Source organism: Nitrospirota bacterium (assembly GCA_026387665.1).
GTDB lineage: Bacteria > Nitrospirota > Nitrospiria > Nitrospirales > Nitrospiraceae > Palsa-1315.
In genome coordinates this window covers 54,198-68,805 of record JAPLLG010000002.1, presented here as the reverse complement: position 1 = coordinate 68,805, position 14,608 = coordinate 54,198, and the positions used below count along the sequence as shown (strand labels likewise).

The 14,608-nt window shown below is 58.2% G+C and carries 15 protein-coding genes; 4 read left to right on the top strand and 11 right to left on the bottom strand.

Annotated features, from left to right (window positions below):
- Window positions 1-2: 2 nt before the first annotated feature.
- The 9 genes from tadA to NT179_00405 form a co-directional block, all read right to left on the bottom strand.
- Entirely contained in the window at window positions 3-497 is a 495-nt protein-coding gene (gene tadA / locus NT179_00445; GenBank protein MCX5720486.1) for a tRNA adenosine(34) deaminase TadA, read from the bottom strand.
- Window positions 484-1,392: a hypothetical protein gene (locus NT179_00440; protein ID MCX5720485.1), complete on the bottom strand. Its 909-nt coding sequence runs from the start codon at window positions 1,390-1,392 to the stop codon at window positions 484-486. Before NT179_00440 ends, tadA begins: the two co-directional genes overlap by 14 nt.
- Window positions 1,393-1,504: 112 nt before the next feature.
- Entirely contained in the window at window positions 1,505-2,521 is a 1,017-nt protein-coding gene (locus NT179_00435; protein MCX5720484.1) for an anti-sigma factor, read from the bottom strand.
- A gap of 139 nt (window positions 2,522-2,660) precedes the next feature.
- Entirely contained in the window at window positions 2,661-3,752 is a 1,092-nt protein-coding gene (locus NT179_00430) for a hypothetical protein (protein ID MCX5720483.1), read from the bottom strand.
- A 123-nt stretch (window positions 3,753-3,875) separates the two neighbouring features.
- Window positions 3,876-4,076 carry a hypothetical protein gene (locus tag NT179_00425; protein MCX5720482.1) on the bottom strand — a complete coding sequence of 67 codons (201 nt, stop codon included), beginning with the start codon at window positions 4,074-4,076 and terminating at the stop codon, window positions 3,876-3,878.
- A gap of 33 nt (window positions 4,077-4,109) precedes the next feature.
- A complete protein-coding gene (locus NT179_00420) occupies window positions 4,110-4,427 on the bottom strand; it encodes a tetratricopeptide repeat protein (protein ID MCX5720481.1) in 318 nt (105 codons plus the stop codon).
- A 91-nt stretch (window positions 4,428-4,518) separates the two neighbouring features.
- Complete coding sequence (locus NT179_00415; GenBank protein MCX5720480.1) at window positions 4,519-5,268, bottom strand: hypothetical protein; 750 nt, start codon at window positions 5,266-5,268, stop codon at window positions 4,519-4,521.
- A gap of 152 nt (window positions 5,269-5,420) precedes the next feature.
- Window positions 5,421-6,215, bottom strand: a complete 795-nt coding sequence (locus tag NT179_00410; protein ID MCX5720479.1) for a tetratricopeptide repeat protein — start codon at window positions 6,213-6,215, stop codon at window positions 5,421-5,423.
- Window positions 6,216-6,230: 15 nt separating this feature from the next.
- Complete coding sequence (locus NT179_00405) at window positions 6,231-6,659, bottom strand: hypothetical protein (protein ID MCX5720478.1); 429 nt, start codon at window positions 6,657-6,659, stop codon at window positions 6,231-6,233.
- Between the two features lie 191 nt (window positions 6,660-6,850).
- Between NT179_00405 and NT179_00400 the strand changes: the two genes are divergently transcribed.
- The 3 genes from NT179_00400 (at window position 6,851) to NT179_00390 (ending at window position 10,874) form a co-directional block, all read left to right on the top strand.
- Window positions 6,851-8,080, top strand: coding sequence for a response regulator (locus NT179_00400; GenBank protein ID MCX5720477.1), 1,230 nt, complete (start codon window positions 6,851-6,853; stop codon window positions 8,078-8,080).
- Between the two features lie 159 nt (window positions 8,081-8,239).
- Window positions 8,240-10,003 (top strand): SagB/ThcOx family dehydrogenase, encoded by a 1,764-nt coding sequence (locus NT179_00395; protein ID MCX5720476.1) that lies wholly within the window; start codon window positions 8,240-8,242, stop codon window positions 10,001-10,003.
- A 16-nt stretch (window positions 10,004-10,019) separates the two neighbouring features.
- Window positions 10,020-10,874, top strand: a complete 855-nt coding sequence (locus NT179_00390; protein MCX5720475.1) for a hypothetical protein — start codon at window positions 10,020-10,022, stop codon at window positions 10,872-10,874.
- A 69-nt stretch (window positions 10,875-10,943) separates the two neighbouring features.
- Here NT179_00390 and NT179_00385 read toward each other — a convergent pair whose 3' ends face one another.
- A complete protein-coding gene (locus tag NT179_00385; GenBank protein MCX5720474.1) occupies window positions 10,944-11,306 on the bottom strand; it encodes a response regulator in 363 nt (120 codons plus the stop codon).
- Between the two features lie 176 nt (window positions 11,307-11,482).
- Here NT179_00385 and NT179_00380 point away from each other — a divergent pair, with 176 nt between their 5' ends.
- Window positions 11,483-12,049 carry a DUF882 domain-containing protein gene (locus tag NT179_00380; GenBank protein ID MCX5720473.1) on the top strand — a complete coding sequence of 189 codons (567 nt, stop codon included), beginning with the start codon at window positions 11,483-11,485 and terminating at the stop codon, window positions 12,047-12,049.
- A gap of 178 nt (window positions 12,050-12,227) precedes the next feature.
- Here NT179_00380 and glgB read toward each other — a convergent pair whose 3' ends face one another.
- Window positions 12,228-14,435 carry a 1,4-alpha-glucan branching protein GlgB gene (gene glgB, locus NT179_00375; GenBank protein ID MCX5720472.1) on the bottom strand — a complete coding sequence of 736 codons (2,208 nt, stop codon included), beginning with the start codon at window positions 14,433-14,435 and terminating at the stop codon, window positions 12,228-12,230.
- Between the last annotated feature and the right edge of the window lie 173 nt (window positions 14,436-14,608).

Here is a 14,608-nt window from a genome sequence, read left to right as displayed (position 1 = left end):
GACTATTGCGGAGGGGACGGCTTTGTCGTTGGCGGCGCCTCGCGCAGCTCTCTGAAGAATTTCTGCAAGAGGGCCTGACTCTCCTGTTCCAGTACCCCGCCTGTTACGGAAACCCGATGGTTTAGTTTCGGCTCCGATGATAAATCGAACACCGAGCCGCAGGCGCCGGCTTTCGGATCCCTGGCCCCAAAGACGATTCTGGGAATTCTCGCCAGGATAATCGCTCCGATACACATGGTACAGGGTTCGAGGGTCACGTAGAGCGTCGTGTCGAGCAATCGCCAACTGCCCAGTGCGGTTGCGGCGGCGCGGATGGCGATGATCTCCGCATGGGCCGTGGGGTCTTGCCAGAGTTCGCGATAGTTGTGTGTCTGGGCGAGAATCTTGTCTCCCTGCACCACCAGCGCCGCAATCGGCACCTCGCCGAGCTCCGTTGCGCGCGCCGCTTCCTCCAGCGCCACTCGCATGAAGGCCTGATCCTGTTCATCTGATGGCATGATGACCGCCTTTTGCAATGCTTGCCGGGCTCGACGACTTGGTCCATTCGAATTCGTACCGCAGCTGCAAGGCAGTATACCGCTGCACCAACCCCTCTCGATCCAGCGACAGGTCCCGTTCATGGATCAGGGCGATTTCCATATCCTGATAGCGGAGCGCGAGTCCCATGACCAGATCGAGCTCACTGGGCTGGAGGACATTGGAGGCGCTCCGGTCCGTGAAGACGTTGCCGTCCACGAAAAGGACCACACGATTACGGTAGAGGTCGAGGTCTGCGTGGGCCACATAGCGGAATAAGGCGCGGCCTGTATTGTCCGGACGGGCAAAGTAGGTCTGGTTGTGAAAGAGCCAGCCGCCGCCGGCGTAGATCGTGAGGTTCTGTTCAGGGAACGCCGAGCGCCACCAGCTGAGGCTGCGGGCATCGGCCGGCCGGTAGGTCACGAGCGTGTCGGCATAGGCCTGGACGATGCCGCTTCGATCCATGGGGGCGTCTCGTTCATATTGCAGCCGCCAGCCCCAGTTCTGGATGGCGCCGGTGAAGGCATAGACGGAGTCCCATTCCGAGAGGCTGATCCAGCCGGCCTTCCGGTCTGAAAAGACGTTCTGGTCTGTGTAGAACTGCAGATACTCCTTATAAATATCCGTTTCGAGATGGATCATGTGGCGGAGACCGACCAGGCCGCTATTGTCCGGTCTTGCCGCAAAGCTGGGGTTATGCATGAAGGCGCCGGTGAGGAGATAGCCATGGAGCCAGTGCTCTTCGCTCTGGTCATGGGCCCCTTCCATCTCCGGCAGCGGACGTCCGTATTTCTCCAGCGCCCAGAGTTCAGGCGGAGGGATCAGGCCGAATCCCCAGAGCAGAGATGCAATTGTCAGAAGGCGTAGCGTTCGCATGGCGGCTTGGTATCGGCTCGACGAGTCTTGTCCGTCTTTCGAATGGATGAACCTGTCTCGGGAGGTTGTAACGGGCGGGCGAAGCGAGGTCAAGCGTTGTCTGTGGCGCGAGCTAGGATCGGCTTAGGAGATACGCCGGTCCTGTCGGTTGCGGACGGCCGCCTGCCGGTTCCAGACTGACGGAAAAGGTTTTTGCGCCGGTGAAGTTCGCCACCTTCTTGACCAGGAGATGGGCCGTGTCTCCTCGATCCATATGAAAGGTTCCGATGCTGACCTGTTTGCCGTGGACGGCCCAGAGTTGATAGGTCTTGCCGGATGGCGATTCCGGCAAGTTCACGGCATAGAACCAGATCTTGTGGGTGAGGGGGTCGTAGAGGAGGAATCCCGATGCTTGTTTCGCCAGGTCCGATCCGGTCAGGGAGAAGGCCATGATATCAGGCCGTCGAAGGAGCGAGGCCAATTCGTCTTGTGGCGTCCGTCCGGCCCTTGCGAGGTTTTTCTGGTTCAACTGGAGGCGAGCTTCTTTCAGTTGGGCATCACGCCGGGCCAGCTGGTTCTTGGCTTCCGCCGCTTCGCTCGTTCGTTGCTGCACGTCGCTGCGCAGTTCGGCGAGCGTTTTCGTTTGCTTCTCGCTCTCGCTTTGCAAGCCGGCCAGAGCGGTGGACTGTTCCTGGAGCGATGATTCGAGTTGCTGGATTTTCGAGGTGTCCTCGGCACGTTGCGCCTCAAAGTTCCAGGTGAGATATCCAATGAGCCCCACGGTCAGGATTGTGACCAGTCCAATCGCCCAGGGCAGGGAGAGCGATCGGGCAGGGGAGATAGGAGGAAACAGATGGTTCACCCAGTCGCCTGGCTCAAGGCTTGATCGGACCGGTCTCTTCCGGAGGTCGTCCTCATGGGCCGCCCTGGGGTTGTGTGCGGCGATGGGTCTGGCTTTGGTCTCAGGGGGAGGATCGGTCTGGTCAAGCTCTGGCTGGAGGCTAGCGGCGCCTGATTGATAGGCTTTCAGCGCCTGATGACAGGAGGCACAGCCGGAGAGTAAATGGGCGTCCAGCGCCTGTCGCTTGGTCTGCTCCAGTGTGCCTGCGGCGTAGAGGGGAACGGCGCTCTCGAGTTCCTCATGCGTCATGGTCGTTCATCCCTGTTCGGTCGGTCTTTCATCGTAGGAGTATATATAGCATCCTCCGGACAGAACGGGCAAAAGGATCTGCGTTTCCGGTTTGGAGCAGGCCAGGTTCAAGTTGATGTGGTGGGTTCGTTGCACGGCTTCATCTTTGGGCCTGACAGTAGCGGGCAATGATGGTGGCCGCTTCTTTTGCTCCGGTTGGAGCAGGCTGCCGCGACGTCGCCGTGGAGGCCAAGGCTTGCTGAAGAGCTGGCTCCCATCGACCTTGGGTAAAGTCGTCGAGCGAGAGTTCGATCCCACGTCCGTAGCTGTGGAGATAATCGACCAGCGGCGCTTCATCGGCAAAATTATATCGGCGGACATAGACCACCGGCTGTTGCAGCGTGACGGCCTCAACGATGGTGCTGTAGCCTGGTTTGGTCATGATGACGTCCACAGAGGCCAGCAGGGTCTTCACGGAGAAGGGCAGCGTCTCGGTTGAGTGAATGCGGGAATAGCCGGCTGGGACCGGGCCGGTGAAGAGAAAACGATAGGGAGGTAGCTGTTGGATCCGTTCAAAGGGAAGGGAGTCCAGGGGAATGCCGCCGAATCCGACCAGGACGGTTCGTTCGTTTGGAGTCAGGTTGAGGGCCGAAGCCAATTTTTTTCGCTCAGGGGAGGCTGGGCTGGCGATCGGTCCGATATCGAGGCTGGTGGCGAAGGCGTCAAGGGGCGGAGCAGGGGTAATGCGCAGGGCGAGGGAGGTTTTGGCATAGGCCTCACGGATGTATTGCAGCAACCGCTGCTGTGAAGAGTTTGAGGTCTGAGAATATTCTTTGAGTACGAGGTCCCAGGTCAGGTTTGCCAAGGCGGCGGTCTGTATTCCGGCGCGGGAGCCTGCTTCAATAGCGAGGTAGGGGATGTCTGCGAGGATCAGGGCTGGCGCTGCTTTCTTCATCGCTGCCACTTCGTTCGCGACTCGCTCGTCCCAGCTGTCGTGGAAACGGTAATGGGCAGCCCAGGTTTCCGGTACGTCGATTTTGAGGGGGCCGTCCTGGATACAGCCGATATCTTGCCGCACCGGCTGCAGGTCCCAGGGAATCGTCAGGCTGTCGCGGAAGAATGAGGCTGGGACCGTGGTGCGGAGGATCGCAGTGACATCTGGCACGAGGGAGCCCAATGCATTGAGCACCGGCACGACTTGCGCCGCATGGCCGTAGCCATGGCCGGAGATGGCACACCAAATTAGCGGCATCTTATGAAGAAGGTTAAAGTTGAAAGTGAAAAATTAAAAATGGCGATGTCCCAGATGGAGCGCGTGCCAACGTACAAGAAGTTTTTTACCTTTTAATTTTTAGCTTTTCATTTTTAATTGAGTTTAGCTGTTCGAATAGTCCGACTCGAGCGGCGCGATGTTGTATTGCAGTTCGAGGTCGAACTCGTCGATCAATTCGTTGGCTGTGGCCGCGCCGAGATCGGAGCGGACTTCGTTGATCACCAGATCGATGGCCATTCCGGCTTGGGCTCCATATTGTGCCATCGCTGATTCAATGCGCTGTCTGGCGACTTCAATCTTCATGGGGGACTCCTTTCTCTGTGACGATCCGGTTCGTTATCCCAAGGTCCGCAGCAAGGCTTCCATCTCAGGAACGAGGTCCACGCCTCCGTTAGATCGGCCGGAACGAGCGGCGTCGATGCCGGCTCGCAGGATGGGCTTCGCTTCGTCCTTTCGTCCCAATGAGACTAAGGCGCGCCCGAGGCCCAGGTGCGAGGCGACGTGGGTCGGGTCCAGTTGGGTGGCGACGAGGAGATGTTCGACGGCTTCCTCGAGATTTCCGTGTTCCTGAATGAGTTTGTTTCCGAGCCCGTAACGGCCGAGAAAGCCTTTCGGGTTTTTGGCAACCATCTGTCTGAATGAATCAAGATCCACGCTGGCCTCCTTGTACCTGTGGCTTGCATGTTACCACTGGTGGGAAGGCGAGAGCCAGACTTCTGAGAGGCCGCGAACGTTGCGGAAGCGGTTACCAGGGAGATGTGTCTGCGAGCGGCCGAGAGACGGGGATTGAGCGGCTTGATTGGCGACGGATTCCGACCGTGACGGTGTGAATCGGGCGGTCTCGGGGTTGCTCGTGACTGGCCAGGTAGAAGGTCCTGTCATAAATGATTTGATTGAGCAGGGACGACAGACAGGCTTCCGTGACCTGACCTTTTAACTCGTCGATGGCGTCAGGGGTCGCGCCGAACAGTTTGTAGTGGGCCGATCCATTGGAGGTGGCGGTGTATTGCTTGATCTGCCCGTCCCATCGCTCGATCTCAAGGGACATCACAGTGCCATAGTTGTAGTCGAGGGGGATAAACGGCGCCAGCGTAAACATCGACGCGACAATGACGAAGTCTCGCCAGGCAGTTTGGACTGGATGGGGTTCGACAAGATTGTTGATCGACAGGCGCACCGTGACCCGAGCCTGGTTCGCCGGCGGTTGACTGTATCCCGATTGATAATGTTGTGAAAATAAGCGAGTGGATTCGATAGCGCCGAGAACCTGCCGTTCAAGGGTCGCCGGCGGAGCGATCGCTGCGCCATTTTCCGTCACATGCAGGGTTTCAATCAGTAGCGGCACTCGTGCATCAGTGACCACTGTGGCGCTGATTGGTGGCGTCACGTTTGTAGGGACCGCCAATTCAATCGAATGGGAACAGCCGATTCCCAGGACGAGCGCCATGGCAAGCAGGTGGGTGATCATTGGTCGTGAAGCAAACCGTCCTGTCATCCGCATGCTCCCGGTTCAGGAAAAGAAGGTCGAGTGCCAGAGGGTGTCTGGCATTGGATTCATGTCCTCTCCTGTCGGAGATTTCGCGGTGAAACTTAATGCGCGGGGCGGAAGTCTTTGCGAGTGCAGGGGTTTTTCATCTGGCAGGACGATCAGGACGGTCGGTTAGGGGGGAGGGGCGGACTGGCGGACTGGCGGAGGTGGCTCAACGATTCCCGGTCACGGTTCAACTCCGGAAGATTGAAGTGTGTCGCAAGGAACAGGACTCGTTCGAGGCAACGCACGGCCGAGACACGATCGGAAACGCGGAGGTAGACGTCAGCTAAGAGGCGCAGGACCGCTGCTTCGCCATGAGCGTTTCCGAGCTTGATGAAGTGTTCGGATGCGTTACTGAAACATTTCTCCGCTGGTCGGAGGTCTCCGGCATCCAGAAACGTTTTGCCCAGCTGACTATAGGTGAGTGCCAGCCCCTCCTCATTGCCGACGATGCGGTGTGCATCGAGGGCCTGGGTGAAGTAGGCCGTGGCTGCCTCCCATTCTCTCCGGCTGGCTTCCTCCATCCCGAGGTTGTGGTAGAGGATGCCGAGCGCCCGGTGATCGTTCAGGGGGGTGAGGAGGTCGAGGGCTTCGAGGTAGTAGGGACTGGCCTTTTCCGGCGCGCCGGCCCCAACGTAGAGATTGCCGAGGTTCACGAGGGTATGGGCGATGGCCTGTTGATTCCGTTCTGTGCGCTGGATGGTCAGCACTTCCCGGTAGCAGGCTTCTGCGTGATCGAAATCGCCCAATAGGGCGCAGACGTTGCCCAGGTTGCCGATCGAATCGGAGAGCTCGCCCTGGTTTGTGCTCAGGCGATCATCTGAGACAGCCTGTTCATAGGCGGACCTGGCCTGGGCGAGTTGGCCGCGGTGGAGAAAGATGCGGGCGCGATGTTTGTGGTCGTCGGACATTTCTTCGTGAAGCGTTCAGTCTCCCCCCTTAGGCTCGTCGCGTTGAAATTCGACTTGAATTTCATCTTCTTCATTGAGCCCCAGCCCATCACGGAAGGAACCGTAGAGTTCGGTGACGTCTGCGATGTCTTGTGCCTCTTTCAATTCAGGAGAGACGAGATAGGCTTCACAGAGTGTGATGCCGGTCTGGAAATGATGGGCGATGGTTTCTTCCGTGACCTGCTGCCAGGTAATGAAGATGCAGAAGGCTTGGTAGAAGTGGGCCTTGGGATAGCGAGCAGCGAGCGCGAGGAGTTGCTCGTAGGCGGCTCGTGCCGTGGAACCGGCATTCGATGAAAAGGTCGCTTCGGCCTCGGCCGCCTCGTCCCAGTCAGCCCCGAGTTCGTTGTTGGTTTCCGCTCGGCTGAATGCCTGCTGGGCGGCAAGAGCTGGATCGAATTGCATAGGTGCCTCTTTGGTTATGCTGGCTTCAGCATACGCGGGGATATAAAAGGAGGTCAATGAGGCCGAACATCAGGCCCTGCCATATTTGTCGCGTAGCCGGGACCGCGTCGGCGCCTCAAGTCGGAAGCCGTTTATTCCGATAGAGAAAGCGCTGGAGTCTGCGGTGACCGACAACCAACCCATGAGGCGATATGAAGAAGCGGGTGTTATTTGTGCTAGATGAGCCGTCAGCCGTCGCGTCTCTGCAGGCCATGCTGGTCCCGTTGTCGGACGAGTGGGAGATGGAGTTTGTCGTCAAGGCAGAAGAGGCCTTGGCGATCCTCGCGCAGTCGACGGTTGACGTGGTCCTGTCCGGCATCCACTTGACGGGAATGGGAGGCCTTCAACTGCTGGCGGAAGTGAAAAGCCGTGCTCCCCGCGTCATTCGCATCGCCACGTCAAGCTGTGCCCACAGTGCCACGATCGTGTCTGCGCTGGAAGTGGCGCACCAGTTTATTCCGATGCCATTTACGGCAGAGGTGTTGAAGGCAACCATCGCACGGGCCGGTGCGTTGGGGGCTCGTCTGACTGATGAATCGTTGCGCACATTGATTGCCGGTATCCGCACCTTGCCGAGTCTTCCGCAGCTCTATCAAGAACTGGTCGCCGCGATGGGCTCTGCCACCGCCTCGGCCGACGTCGCAACGCGAATCATCTCCCAGGATATGGCGATGGTGTCCAAGCTGCTCCAAGTCGTAAACTCGGCGTTCTTTGGCCTCAGACGGACGATTTCAAGCCCGGCTCATGCGATCGCTCTTCTGGGGGTCGATACAGTGAAGTCTCTGGTTCTGTCCGTGCAGGTGTTCGCACAATTTGAAAATATTAAACAACCGCCCATTCCGTTGGAGACCTTGTGGAAGCACGGCGTTGTCACCGGCACCTCTGCGCGGGATATTGCGAAGAGCCAGGACGTCGGCACCATCGGTGTGGAGGGGGCCTTCATGGCAGGATTGCTCCATGACATCGGCCTTTTGGTCCTCGCCACGAATTTTCCTGAACAGTATCGCGAAGTGCTCACAAATTTGCGAAACGATCGCGTGGCAGTCTGCGACGCAGAGCGGGCGGTGTTCAAGGCGTCGCATGAAGATGTGGGCGCCTATCTGCTTGGGCTCTGGGGCGTCAGCGATGCCATTGTCGAGGCCGTGGCGTTTCACCACCGTCCAGGGGACCGCGGTCAGGAAGGGTTTAGCTCGCTGGCCGCAGTCCATGTGGCCAACGCGTTAGAGGAGGTAGGCGATCCCATTACGACGAGTGGTATCCCGACGCCCATTGATCATGAATACCTGGCTGCTTGTGGCCTCGCGAAGTACTTGCCGCTATGGCAGAAAACGGCAGGTCAATCCCCAGCAAGTAAATCGGCGGCCGCACCAGCACGGGCGTAGAGTCTGTTTCGTTTCAGTGCCTCGTTCGGCATCGCATCGTCAGCATCGTCGTCGACATACTGTCGTCAATGCCTGCCAAACAGCTTCCTCTAGATTCTCTTCATCCAGCTGCGTTTACTTTTCTTCCTGTGGCTCTGTAGACTGTGACAGACTATTGCGATGGCCACAGAAATCCCCTTGTACCGCGAACCAGCCGAGACTGTGCCGACCGATCCCATCGATCGCGTGATTCGTTATCACGTCCAGACCAAACATCATTTCAACCGCTATGCCCGTTCGCTCGGGCATCTGGATTGGGCGAACCAGCCTGATCCCTTTCGCCGCTACCAAGGGGCGCCTCTTACCCTGCTGCCGTTATTACAGCCGGATGACGAGCCAGCCTCGCCGTCGTATGTTGCGCTCTATGAACGAGGAGCCGTAGCGCCCCAACCGGTTACCTTGCCAACTCTCTCTCGGTTTCTTGAACTTGCGCTTGCGCTCTCTGCGTGGAAAAAGGCCGGGGAGATGCAGTGGGCCTTGCGCGTCAATCCTTCGTCCGGCAATCTCCATCCGACGGAAGGCTATTTGGTCCTGCCGCAGATGGAGGGGTTGGATTTGAAGGCGGGCCTCTACCATTACGCGCCGAAGGAACATGGGCTTGAGCTGCGGGCGACGTTCGAGGCCGGTCAGATGGTTCGCCTCCTTGCGCCGTTTCCTGCGCAATCGTTTCTCGTCGGGCTGACGTCGATCCATTGGCGGGAAGCCTGGAAATATGGTGAGAGGGCCTTTCGCTACTGCAACCATGATGTGGGCCACGCGATCGGCACCGTACGAATTGCCGCGGCGACGTTGGGCTGGAACATGACCCTGTTGGATGGAGTGGCTCAAGGCACGGTTGCGGCATTGTTGGGGAGCGATCGCGCAGAGGACTTTCGTGAGGTAGACTCGGAACAGCCGGATTGTCTGGCTGTGATCTGGCCGTCAGGGAGCGTGAAAAGTGAAACGGTAGACGTGAAACGCGATACGGAGCAGGCCATTCCATTATTTCTGGAGTCGGGGACAGTTCAGCAGCTTGTGACGGCCCCTTGGCATGGGAAAGCCAATCGGTTAAGCGGAGACCATGGGGTTCATTGGGACATTATCGATGCGGTGGCAGCTGCAAGCTGGAAAATCTCTTGTGAGTCTAGGTCTGTGCCTGCTCCTACTGCTAGTACGTCTCACGGTTCACCTGTCACGTCTCACGCTGGCCCCTCCGCGGGCCAGCTCATCCGGCAGCGCCGGAGCGCCGTCTCCTTCGATGGCAAGACGTCAATTACTTCCGCGACATTTTTTCAGATGCTGAGCCGCGTCATGCCAGCGGCGGAATTGCCTCAATTGGATCGGACGATGCCCTGGGATGTTTTACCCTGGCAGCCTGCCATTCATCTCTTGTTATTCGTGCATCGTGTCGAGGGTTTGACGCCTGGGCTCTATGCCCTGGCCCGCGATCGTGAGAAACTGCCGCTGCTCCAACAGTCGATGAACGAGGAGTTGGTCTGGACTCCTGTGCCAGGCTGTCCAGATCAGTTGCCGCTCTATTGGCTGTTGGAGGGCGATGCGAAGAGAACGGCCATTCAGCTCAGTTGCCATCAAGACATTGCGGGAGACAGCGCTTTTTCGCTGGGGATGTTGGCCGAGTTCGAAGGACGCTTGTGGGAGGAAGGGGCTTGGTGGTATCCACGCCTATTCTGGGAGGCAGGCCTGCTGGGGCAAGTGTTGTATCTCGAGGCGGAGGCGGCAGGGGTGCGAGGGACCGGGATCGGTTGTTTCTTTGATGATCCGGTCCATGAGATCGTGGGGATCAAGGGCCGTTCCTTTCAGTCGCTCTACCACTTTACGGTGGGAGGGCCGGTCGAGGATGGACGATTAATGACGCTGCCTCCGTATGGAACACGTGATGAGTGATCGGTGAGAGGAGTCTATGTTTAAAATTAAGAAAAAAGCCGACAAGCCCAAACCCACGATCCTCTATAACGTCATTGAGGACTATTCTGAATTCGACGCGCCGGGGAATGTGACGGCCTGCGCCATGACGCAGCAGGAAGATCTTCCCGGTCATGCGAAGGTCCTGTCGGAAAGTTATGAGGTTCCGCTGGAGACGATGACCGCGCTCCTGACGGAGGGCGGCGTTTATGTTTACCCTCAGGTTGGAGGGTTGCTGACGCGAGGGTTGTTCGCCTGTTTCATCGATCCCACCGGTGGGACACCCAAGCAGACCTTCGTTCTGGATCTCATGCAGTTTGCCGAGGCGGAGCAGTTGGCCAGGACGCGATCGCTGGCTCTTCCTGACGCCGCCTTTCAGATCTTTACCCGCACGTTGCCGGAGGAATTGAAGGGGAAGCTCGCGCAAAGGAATCTGGGACTTGACTACCGGACCTTGGATCGCGCAGTCGCCAAGGGCGGAGACATTAAATACATCGACTTCCGCAAGGATTGGTCTCCGCATTTCAAGCGGCTGTGCATCATGCCGGATGGACGGTTGGTGGAGACGGGAGGACTGGAGGAGTTCGCGCAGCTCCATGGGATTACGCCAGCGCAGGCCAAGACGTTGGTCGAGCAGGGAGGCACGTTGGAAGTGAACAGCGAAATCCTGGCTTGTCAGATTGTGAACGGGCAGCCGGCGGTGGCGCGATTTGCCGCGAAAAATTATTTGAAGGCCAAGGAGCTAGTCGCGGCGAAAGGGCTCCATATCATGGATGCCTTGAGCGAAGTGGCCTACAACGATCCGGTGATGATGCGCGCACTGGCCAGGAAAGAGCTCAGCGGGGGGCGATAATCCGTAAAATGCTTCGCGGTTTGCTGTCGTGTCGGAGGCTGAATGCTGGTGACGGAAAGCGCTGGCGTGCTATCTGGCGAGTTCGTCGTTGATAGCTTGGACGAGTTTGTCGAGGTCGAAGGGTTTTTCGAAGACGCAGCGGGCGCCGAAGAGTTTCGCGACGTCGAGGAAGTTGCGGTCGCCTTGGGCGCCGGTCATGGCGATCACCTTCGCGTCGAGATATTCCCGCGTCAGCTGTAGAGTGGTTTCCAGGCCGTCGGTTCCCGGCATCAGGATATCCATCAGGACCAGGTCGACCTTGTTTTGTTGGTAGAGGGCTAAGCCCTCCTGACCATCTCGAGCTTCGAGCACGCGGTGGTTGGCCCTCTCAAGAACCTCCTTCAGGAGGCTCCGGATCGATTCTTCGTCGTCAACAACAAGGATAGTAGCCATAGCGCGAGATGTCCCAGAAATATTTTTGATCTTACCTATGTTGGATTCTTCTGTCTAGGAGAAATGGATAGTGCGCGATAACGATTGGCGTCAGGGTTGACTGACTCCGGCGCTTTTGATACAAGCGCTCGAGTTATTGTCGAACGTTGCAGTGCGTTTTTCCCCGGAGCAGTTCTGTGCCACATCACAATCCCTGGTCTTGGACTCGTCGGTCTTTCCTGAAAACGTCCGTTGTCGGGCTGCTGTTGCTCGGCAGCAGGCTGCTGCAGCCATCGGTTGCGCGAGCGGACGAACTGCCTGACGGAGAACTGACCTTTTTCAACGTACGTACGGATGAACGGTTGCGCGTCCGCTATCGCGACGACGAAGGGAATTACGACCTGACGGCGTTGGATGAGGTGAATCACATTCTGCGTTGCCATCATACGGACGAAGTCGCCGCGATCGATGTGCGCGTGCTGGAACATGTGAATCTTGTGCAGAAAACAGTCGGTGGCGCGGGTGAGATCCATGTGATCTCCGGCTACCGGTCGCCCGAGTATAATGCGCAGCTGGTGAAGCGGAGCCGGCGAGCCGCGCGGCACAGCCTGCACGTCGAGGGACAGGCGCTCGATTTCTACATTCCCGGCGTCGACGTTCACGAGCTTCGCCGTGCCGCCTTACGGCTCCAGTACGGCGGGATTGGATTCTATCCGCGCAAACATTTCATCCATCTCGATTGTGGGCCGTTCCGCACCTGGTAGTTTCCCTCCCGCAGGCTACTGAAAAAGTCCGCCAGCTTCGTTCTCGCCTCACGCTCACGATACGTAAAACGTTAGACGTGAAAGGTGAAACGTAGGGCTGTCGAGTGCCCTTTCTTCAGAATCGTTCACATGTGACGTTGCACGGATCGCTGGCGGAACTTTCTCGCAGCCGGCTCACTCAGATTCGTTTGAGGAACAGCACCGATAGGGGCGGGAGTGTGAGGGTGAGCGAATGGGGCATGTCGTGGGAGGGGACAGCGCTCGTCTGGAGCCCGCCTCCATTGCCCAGGTTGCTCCCTCCGTAGGTCGAGGCGTCACTGTTCAGCAGTTCACGGTAGTAGCCTGTCTTCGGCACGCCGACTCGATAGTCGTAGCGCGGAACAGGGGTGAAGTTACACACACACAATATGTGATCGCCCTGATTCTTCGCTTTTCTTAGGAAGGCGATGACGGAATGGGCCGCATCACAAAAGTCGATCCACTGGAAACCGGTCCATTCGTGATCGAGCTCGTGCAGCGCCGGTTCCTGGCGGTAGAGACAGTTGAGGTCTCGTACGAACCGCTGGAGACTCACGTGCCGCTCCTGCTCGCAGAGATGCCATTCCAGGCTGGTGTCATGGTTCCATTCACACCACTGCCCGAACTCTCCGCCCATGAACAGCATTTTTTTGCCGGGGTGCCCATACATGAAGCCATAGAGGGAACGGAGATTGGCGAAGCGTTGCCACTCATCACCGGGCATTTTATCGAGCAGTGCCCGTTTCCCATGCACCACTTCATCGTGCGAGAGCACCAGGACGAAGTTTTCATTAAAGGCATAGAGGAGCCCGAATGTCAGCTGGTTCTGGTGGAAGGGGCGGTGGACGGGATCGCGGTCGAAGTATTCCAGCATGTCGTGCATCCAGCCCATGTTCCATTTGAACGTGAAGCCCAGTCCTCCGGCATAGGTGGGGCGTGAGACTCCCGGCCAGGATGTGGATTCTTCCGCGATGGTCATGGCGCCAGGGAAATCACTGTGGACCAGCACATTCAAGTCTTTCAGCAGCGTGACGGCTCCGATGTTTTCGTGCCCGCCGAACTGATTGGGAATCCACTCTCCCTCTTTCCGGCCGTAGTCGAGATAGAGCATCGAGGCGACGGCATCCACGCGCAAGCCGTCGATATGGTATCGATCCAGCCAAAAGAGCCCGCTGTTCAGGAGGAAGTTCCGGACCTCGACGCGATCATAATTGAAGATGCGGCTGTGCCAGTCAGGATGGTACCCGAGCCGTGGGTCTGCATGGTCGTAGAGATGCGTGCCGTCGAACTGGGCGAGCCCGTGCGGATCGTCAGGAAAGTGCGCGGGGGTCCAGTCCATCAGCACGCCGATTCCGGCCTGATGTGCCGCATCGACGAAGGCCATAAAGTCTTCGGGAGCGCCGTGCCGGCTAGTGGCGGCAAAATAGCCGGTGGTCTGATAGCCCCAGGATCCGTCAAACGGGTGTTCGGTAACTGGTAACAGTTCGAGATGGGTATAGCCCATATCCTTCACGTACGGGATGAGCTTTGCTGCAAGCTCTGCGTAGGTAAGCCAGCGATTTCCTTCCTCAGGGACACGCATCCAGGAACCGAGATGGACCTCGTAAATGGAGAGGGGCATGGCGAGGGGGTCTTGCTGTGCCCGCGCCGCCATCCAGGACTGGTCCTTCCAACGATAGGAAGCGAGTGAGCGGACGATCGAGGCGGTCTTGGGGCGCAGCTCCGAGGCGACCGCATAGGGATCGGCCTTCAAGAGCGGCGCTTCATGATGGCGAGACCGAATTTCATATTTATAGAGTGTGCCGTCTGTGAGTTCGGGAATGAAGAGCTCCCAGAGGCCGGTTGCTCCGCGGCTCGTCATAGGATGGCGGCGGCCATCCCATTGGTTGAAGTCGCCCACGACGCTGACTCTCGCGGCGTTCGGCGCCCAGACGACAAAATGGACTCCCTGAACACCCTGCACCGTCCGGAGATGGGCGCCCATCGTCTCATAGGCTTTAAAGAGGGTCCCTTCGGCGAAGAGATGCAGCTCGAAGTCTGTGAGAAGAGGCGGGAAAGCATAGGGGTCATGTCGCTCAGAGATCTGACCTGCATAGTCGGTGACGCGGAGACGATAGGGGTCGGTTCCGAGTGGCCCCTGGACGATAGCTTCAAACAGACCGGCTTCATGGAGGCGCGACATGGGAATGGGTCGGCGGCCGTTCCCGCTGAGGAGGAGGGCCGCTTCTTTGGCTTCCGGTAAGAAACAGCGAATCGCAACGGTTGGGGAATTGCCCTGGGCTATCGGGTGAGCGCCGAGAATCGCGAGGGGATTCCAGTGGTGCCCCTGGACGAGTTGTTCGAGTTGTTCGAGCGATAAGCCTGACATGGGAGGAGACTCCTCAGTGCATAGGCTGTATCGTAAGAGGGGCGAGTCAGGAATGGAAGAGGAAAACGCATTAGAGCGTCAGAGCAGAGCGCTAGTCTCTCGTGCCTGGCTACTCGCGGCGGTATGAGAGGAATGGCGCGCCTGACCGGACTGAATATGATAGGCCAGGATCC

Excerpts from the sequence above, each read along its gene's own strand:
- NT179_00435 (MCX5720484.1), bottom strand. The coding sequence starts at position 2,521 with ATGACGCATGAGGAACTCGAGAGCGCCGTTCCCCTCTACGCCGCAGGC.
- NT179_00425 (MCX5720482.1), bottom strand. The coding sequence starts at position 4,076 with ATGAAGATTGAAGTCGCCAGACAGCGCATTGAATCAGCGATGGCACAA.
- NT179_00415 (MCX5720480.1), bottom strand. The coding sequence starts at position 5,268 with ATGACAGGACGGTTTGCTTCACGACCAATGATCACCCACCTGCTTGCC.
- tadA (MCX5720486.1), bottom strand. The coding sequence starts at position 497 with ATGCCATCAGATGAACAGGATCAGGCCTTCATGCGAGTGGCGCTGGAG.
- glgB (MCX5720472.1), bottom strand. The coding sequence starts at position 14,435 with ATGTCAGGCTTATCGCTCGAACAACTCGAACAACTCGTCCAGGGGCAC.
- NT179_00400 (MCX5720477.1), top strand. The coding sequence starts at position 6,851 with ATGAAGAAGCGGGTGTTATTTGTGCTAGATGAGCCGTCAGCCGTCGCG.
- NT179_00405 (MCX5720478.1), bottom strand. The coding sequence starts at position 6,659 with ATGCAATTCGATCCAGCTCTTGCCGCCCAGCAGGCATTCAGCCGAGCG.
- NT179_00440 (MCX5720485.1), bottom strand. The coding sequence starts at position 1,392 with ATGCGAACGCTACGCCTTCTGACAATTGCATCTCTGCTCTGGGGATTC.
- NT179_00390 (MCX5720475.1), top strand. The coding sequence starts at position 10,020 with ATGTTTAAAATTAAGAAAAAAGCCGACAAGCCCAAACCCACGATCCTC.
- NT179_00395 (MCX5720476.1), top strand. The coding sequence starts at position 8,240 with ATGGCCACAGAAATCCCCTTGTACCGCGAACCAGCCGAGACTGTGCCG.
- NT179_00430 (MCX5720483.1), bottom strand. The coding sequence starts at position 3,752 with ATGCCGCTAATTTGGTGTGCCATCTCCGGCCATGGCTACGGCCATGCG.
- NT179_00385 (MCX5720474.1), bottom strand. The coding sequence starts at position 11,306 with ATGGCTACTATCCTTGTTGTTGACGACGAAGAATCGATCCGGAGCCTC.
- NT179_00410 (MCX5720479.1), bottom strand. The coding sequence starts at position 6,215 with ATGTCCGACGACCACAAACATCGCGCCCGCATCTTTCTCCACCGCGGC.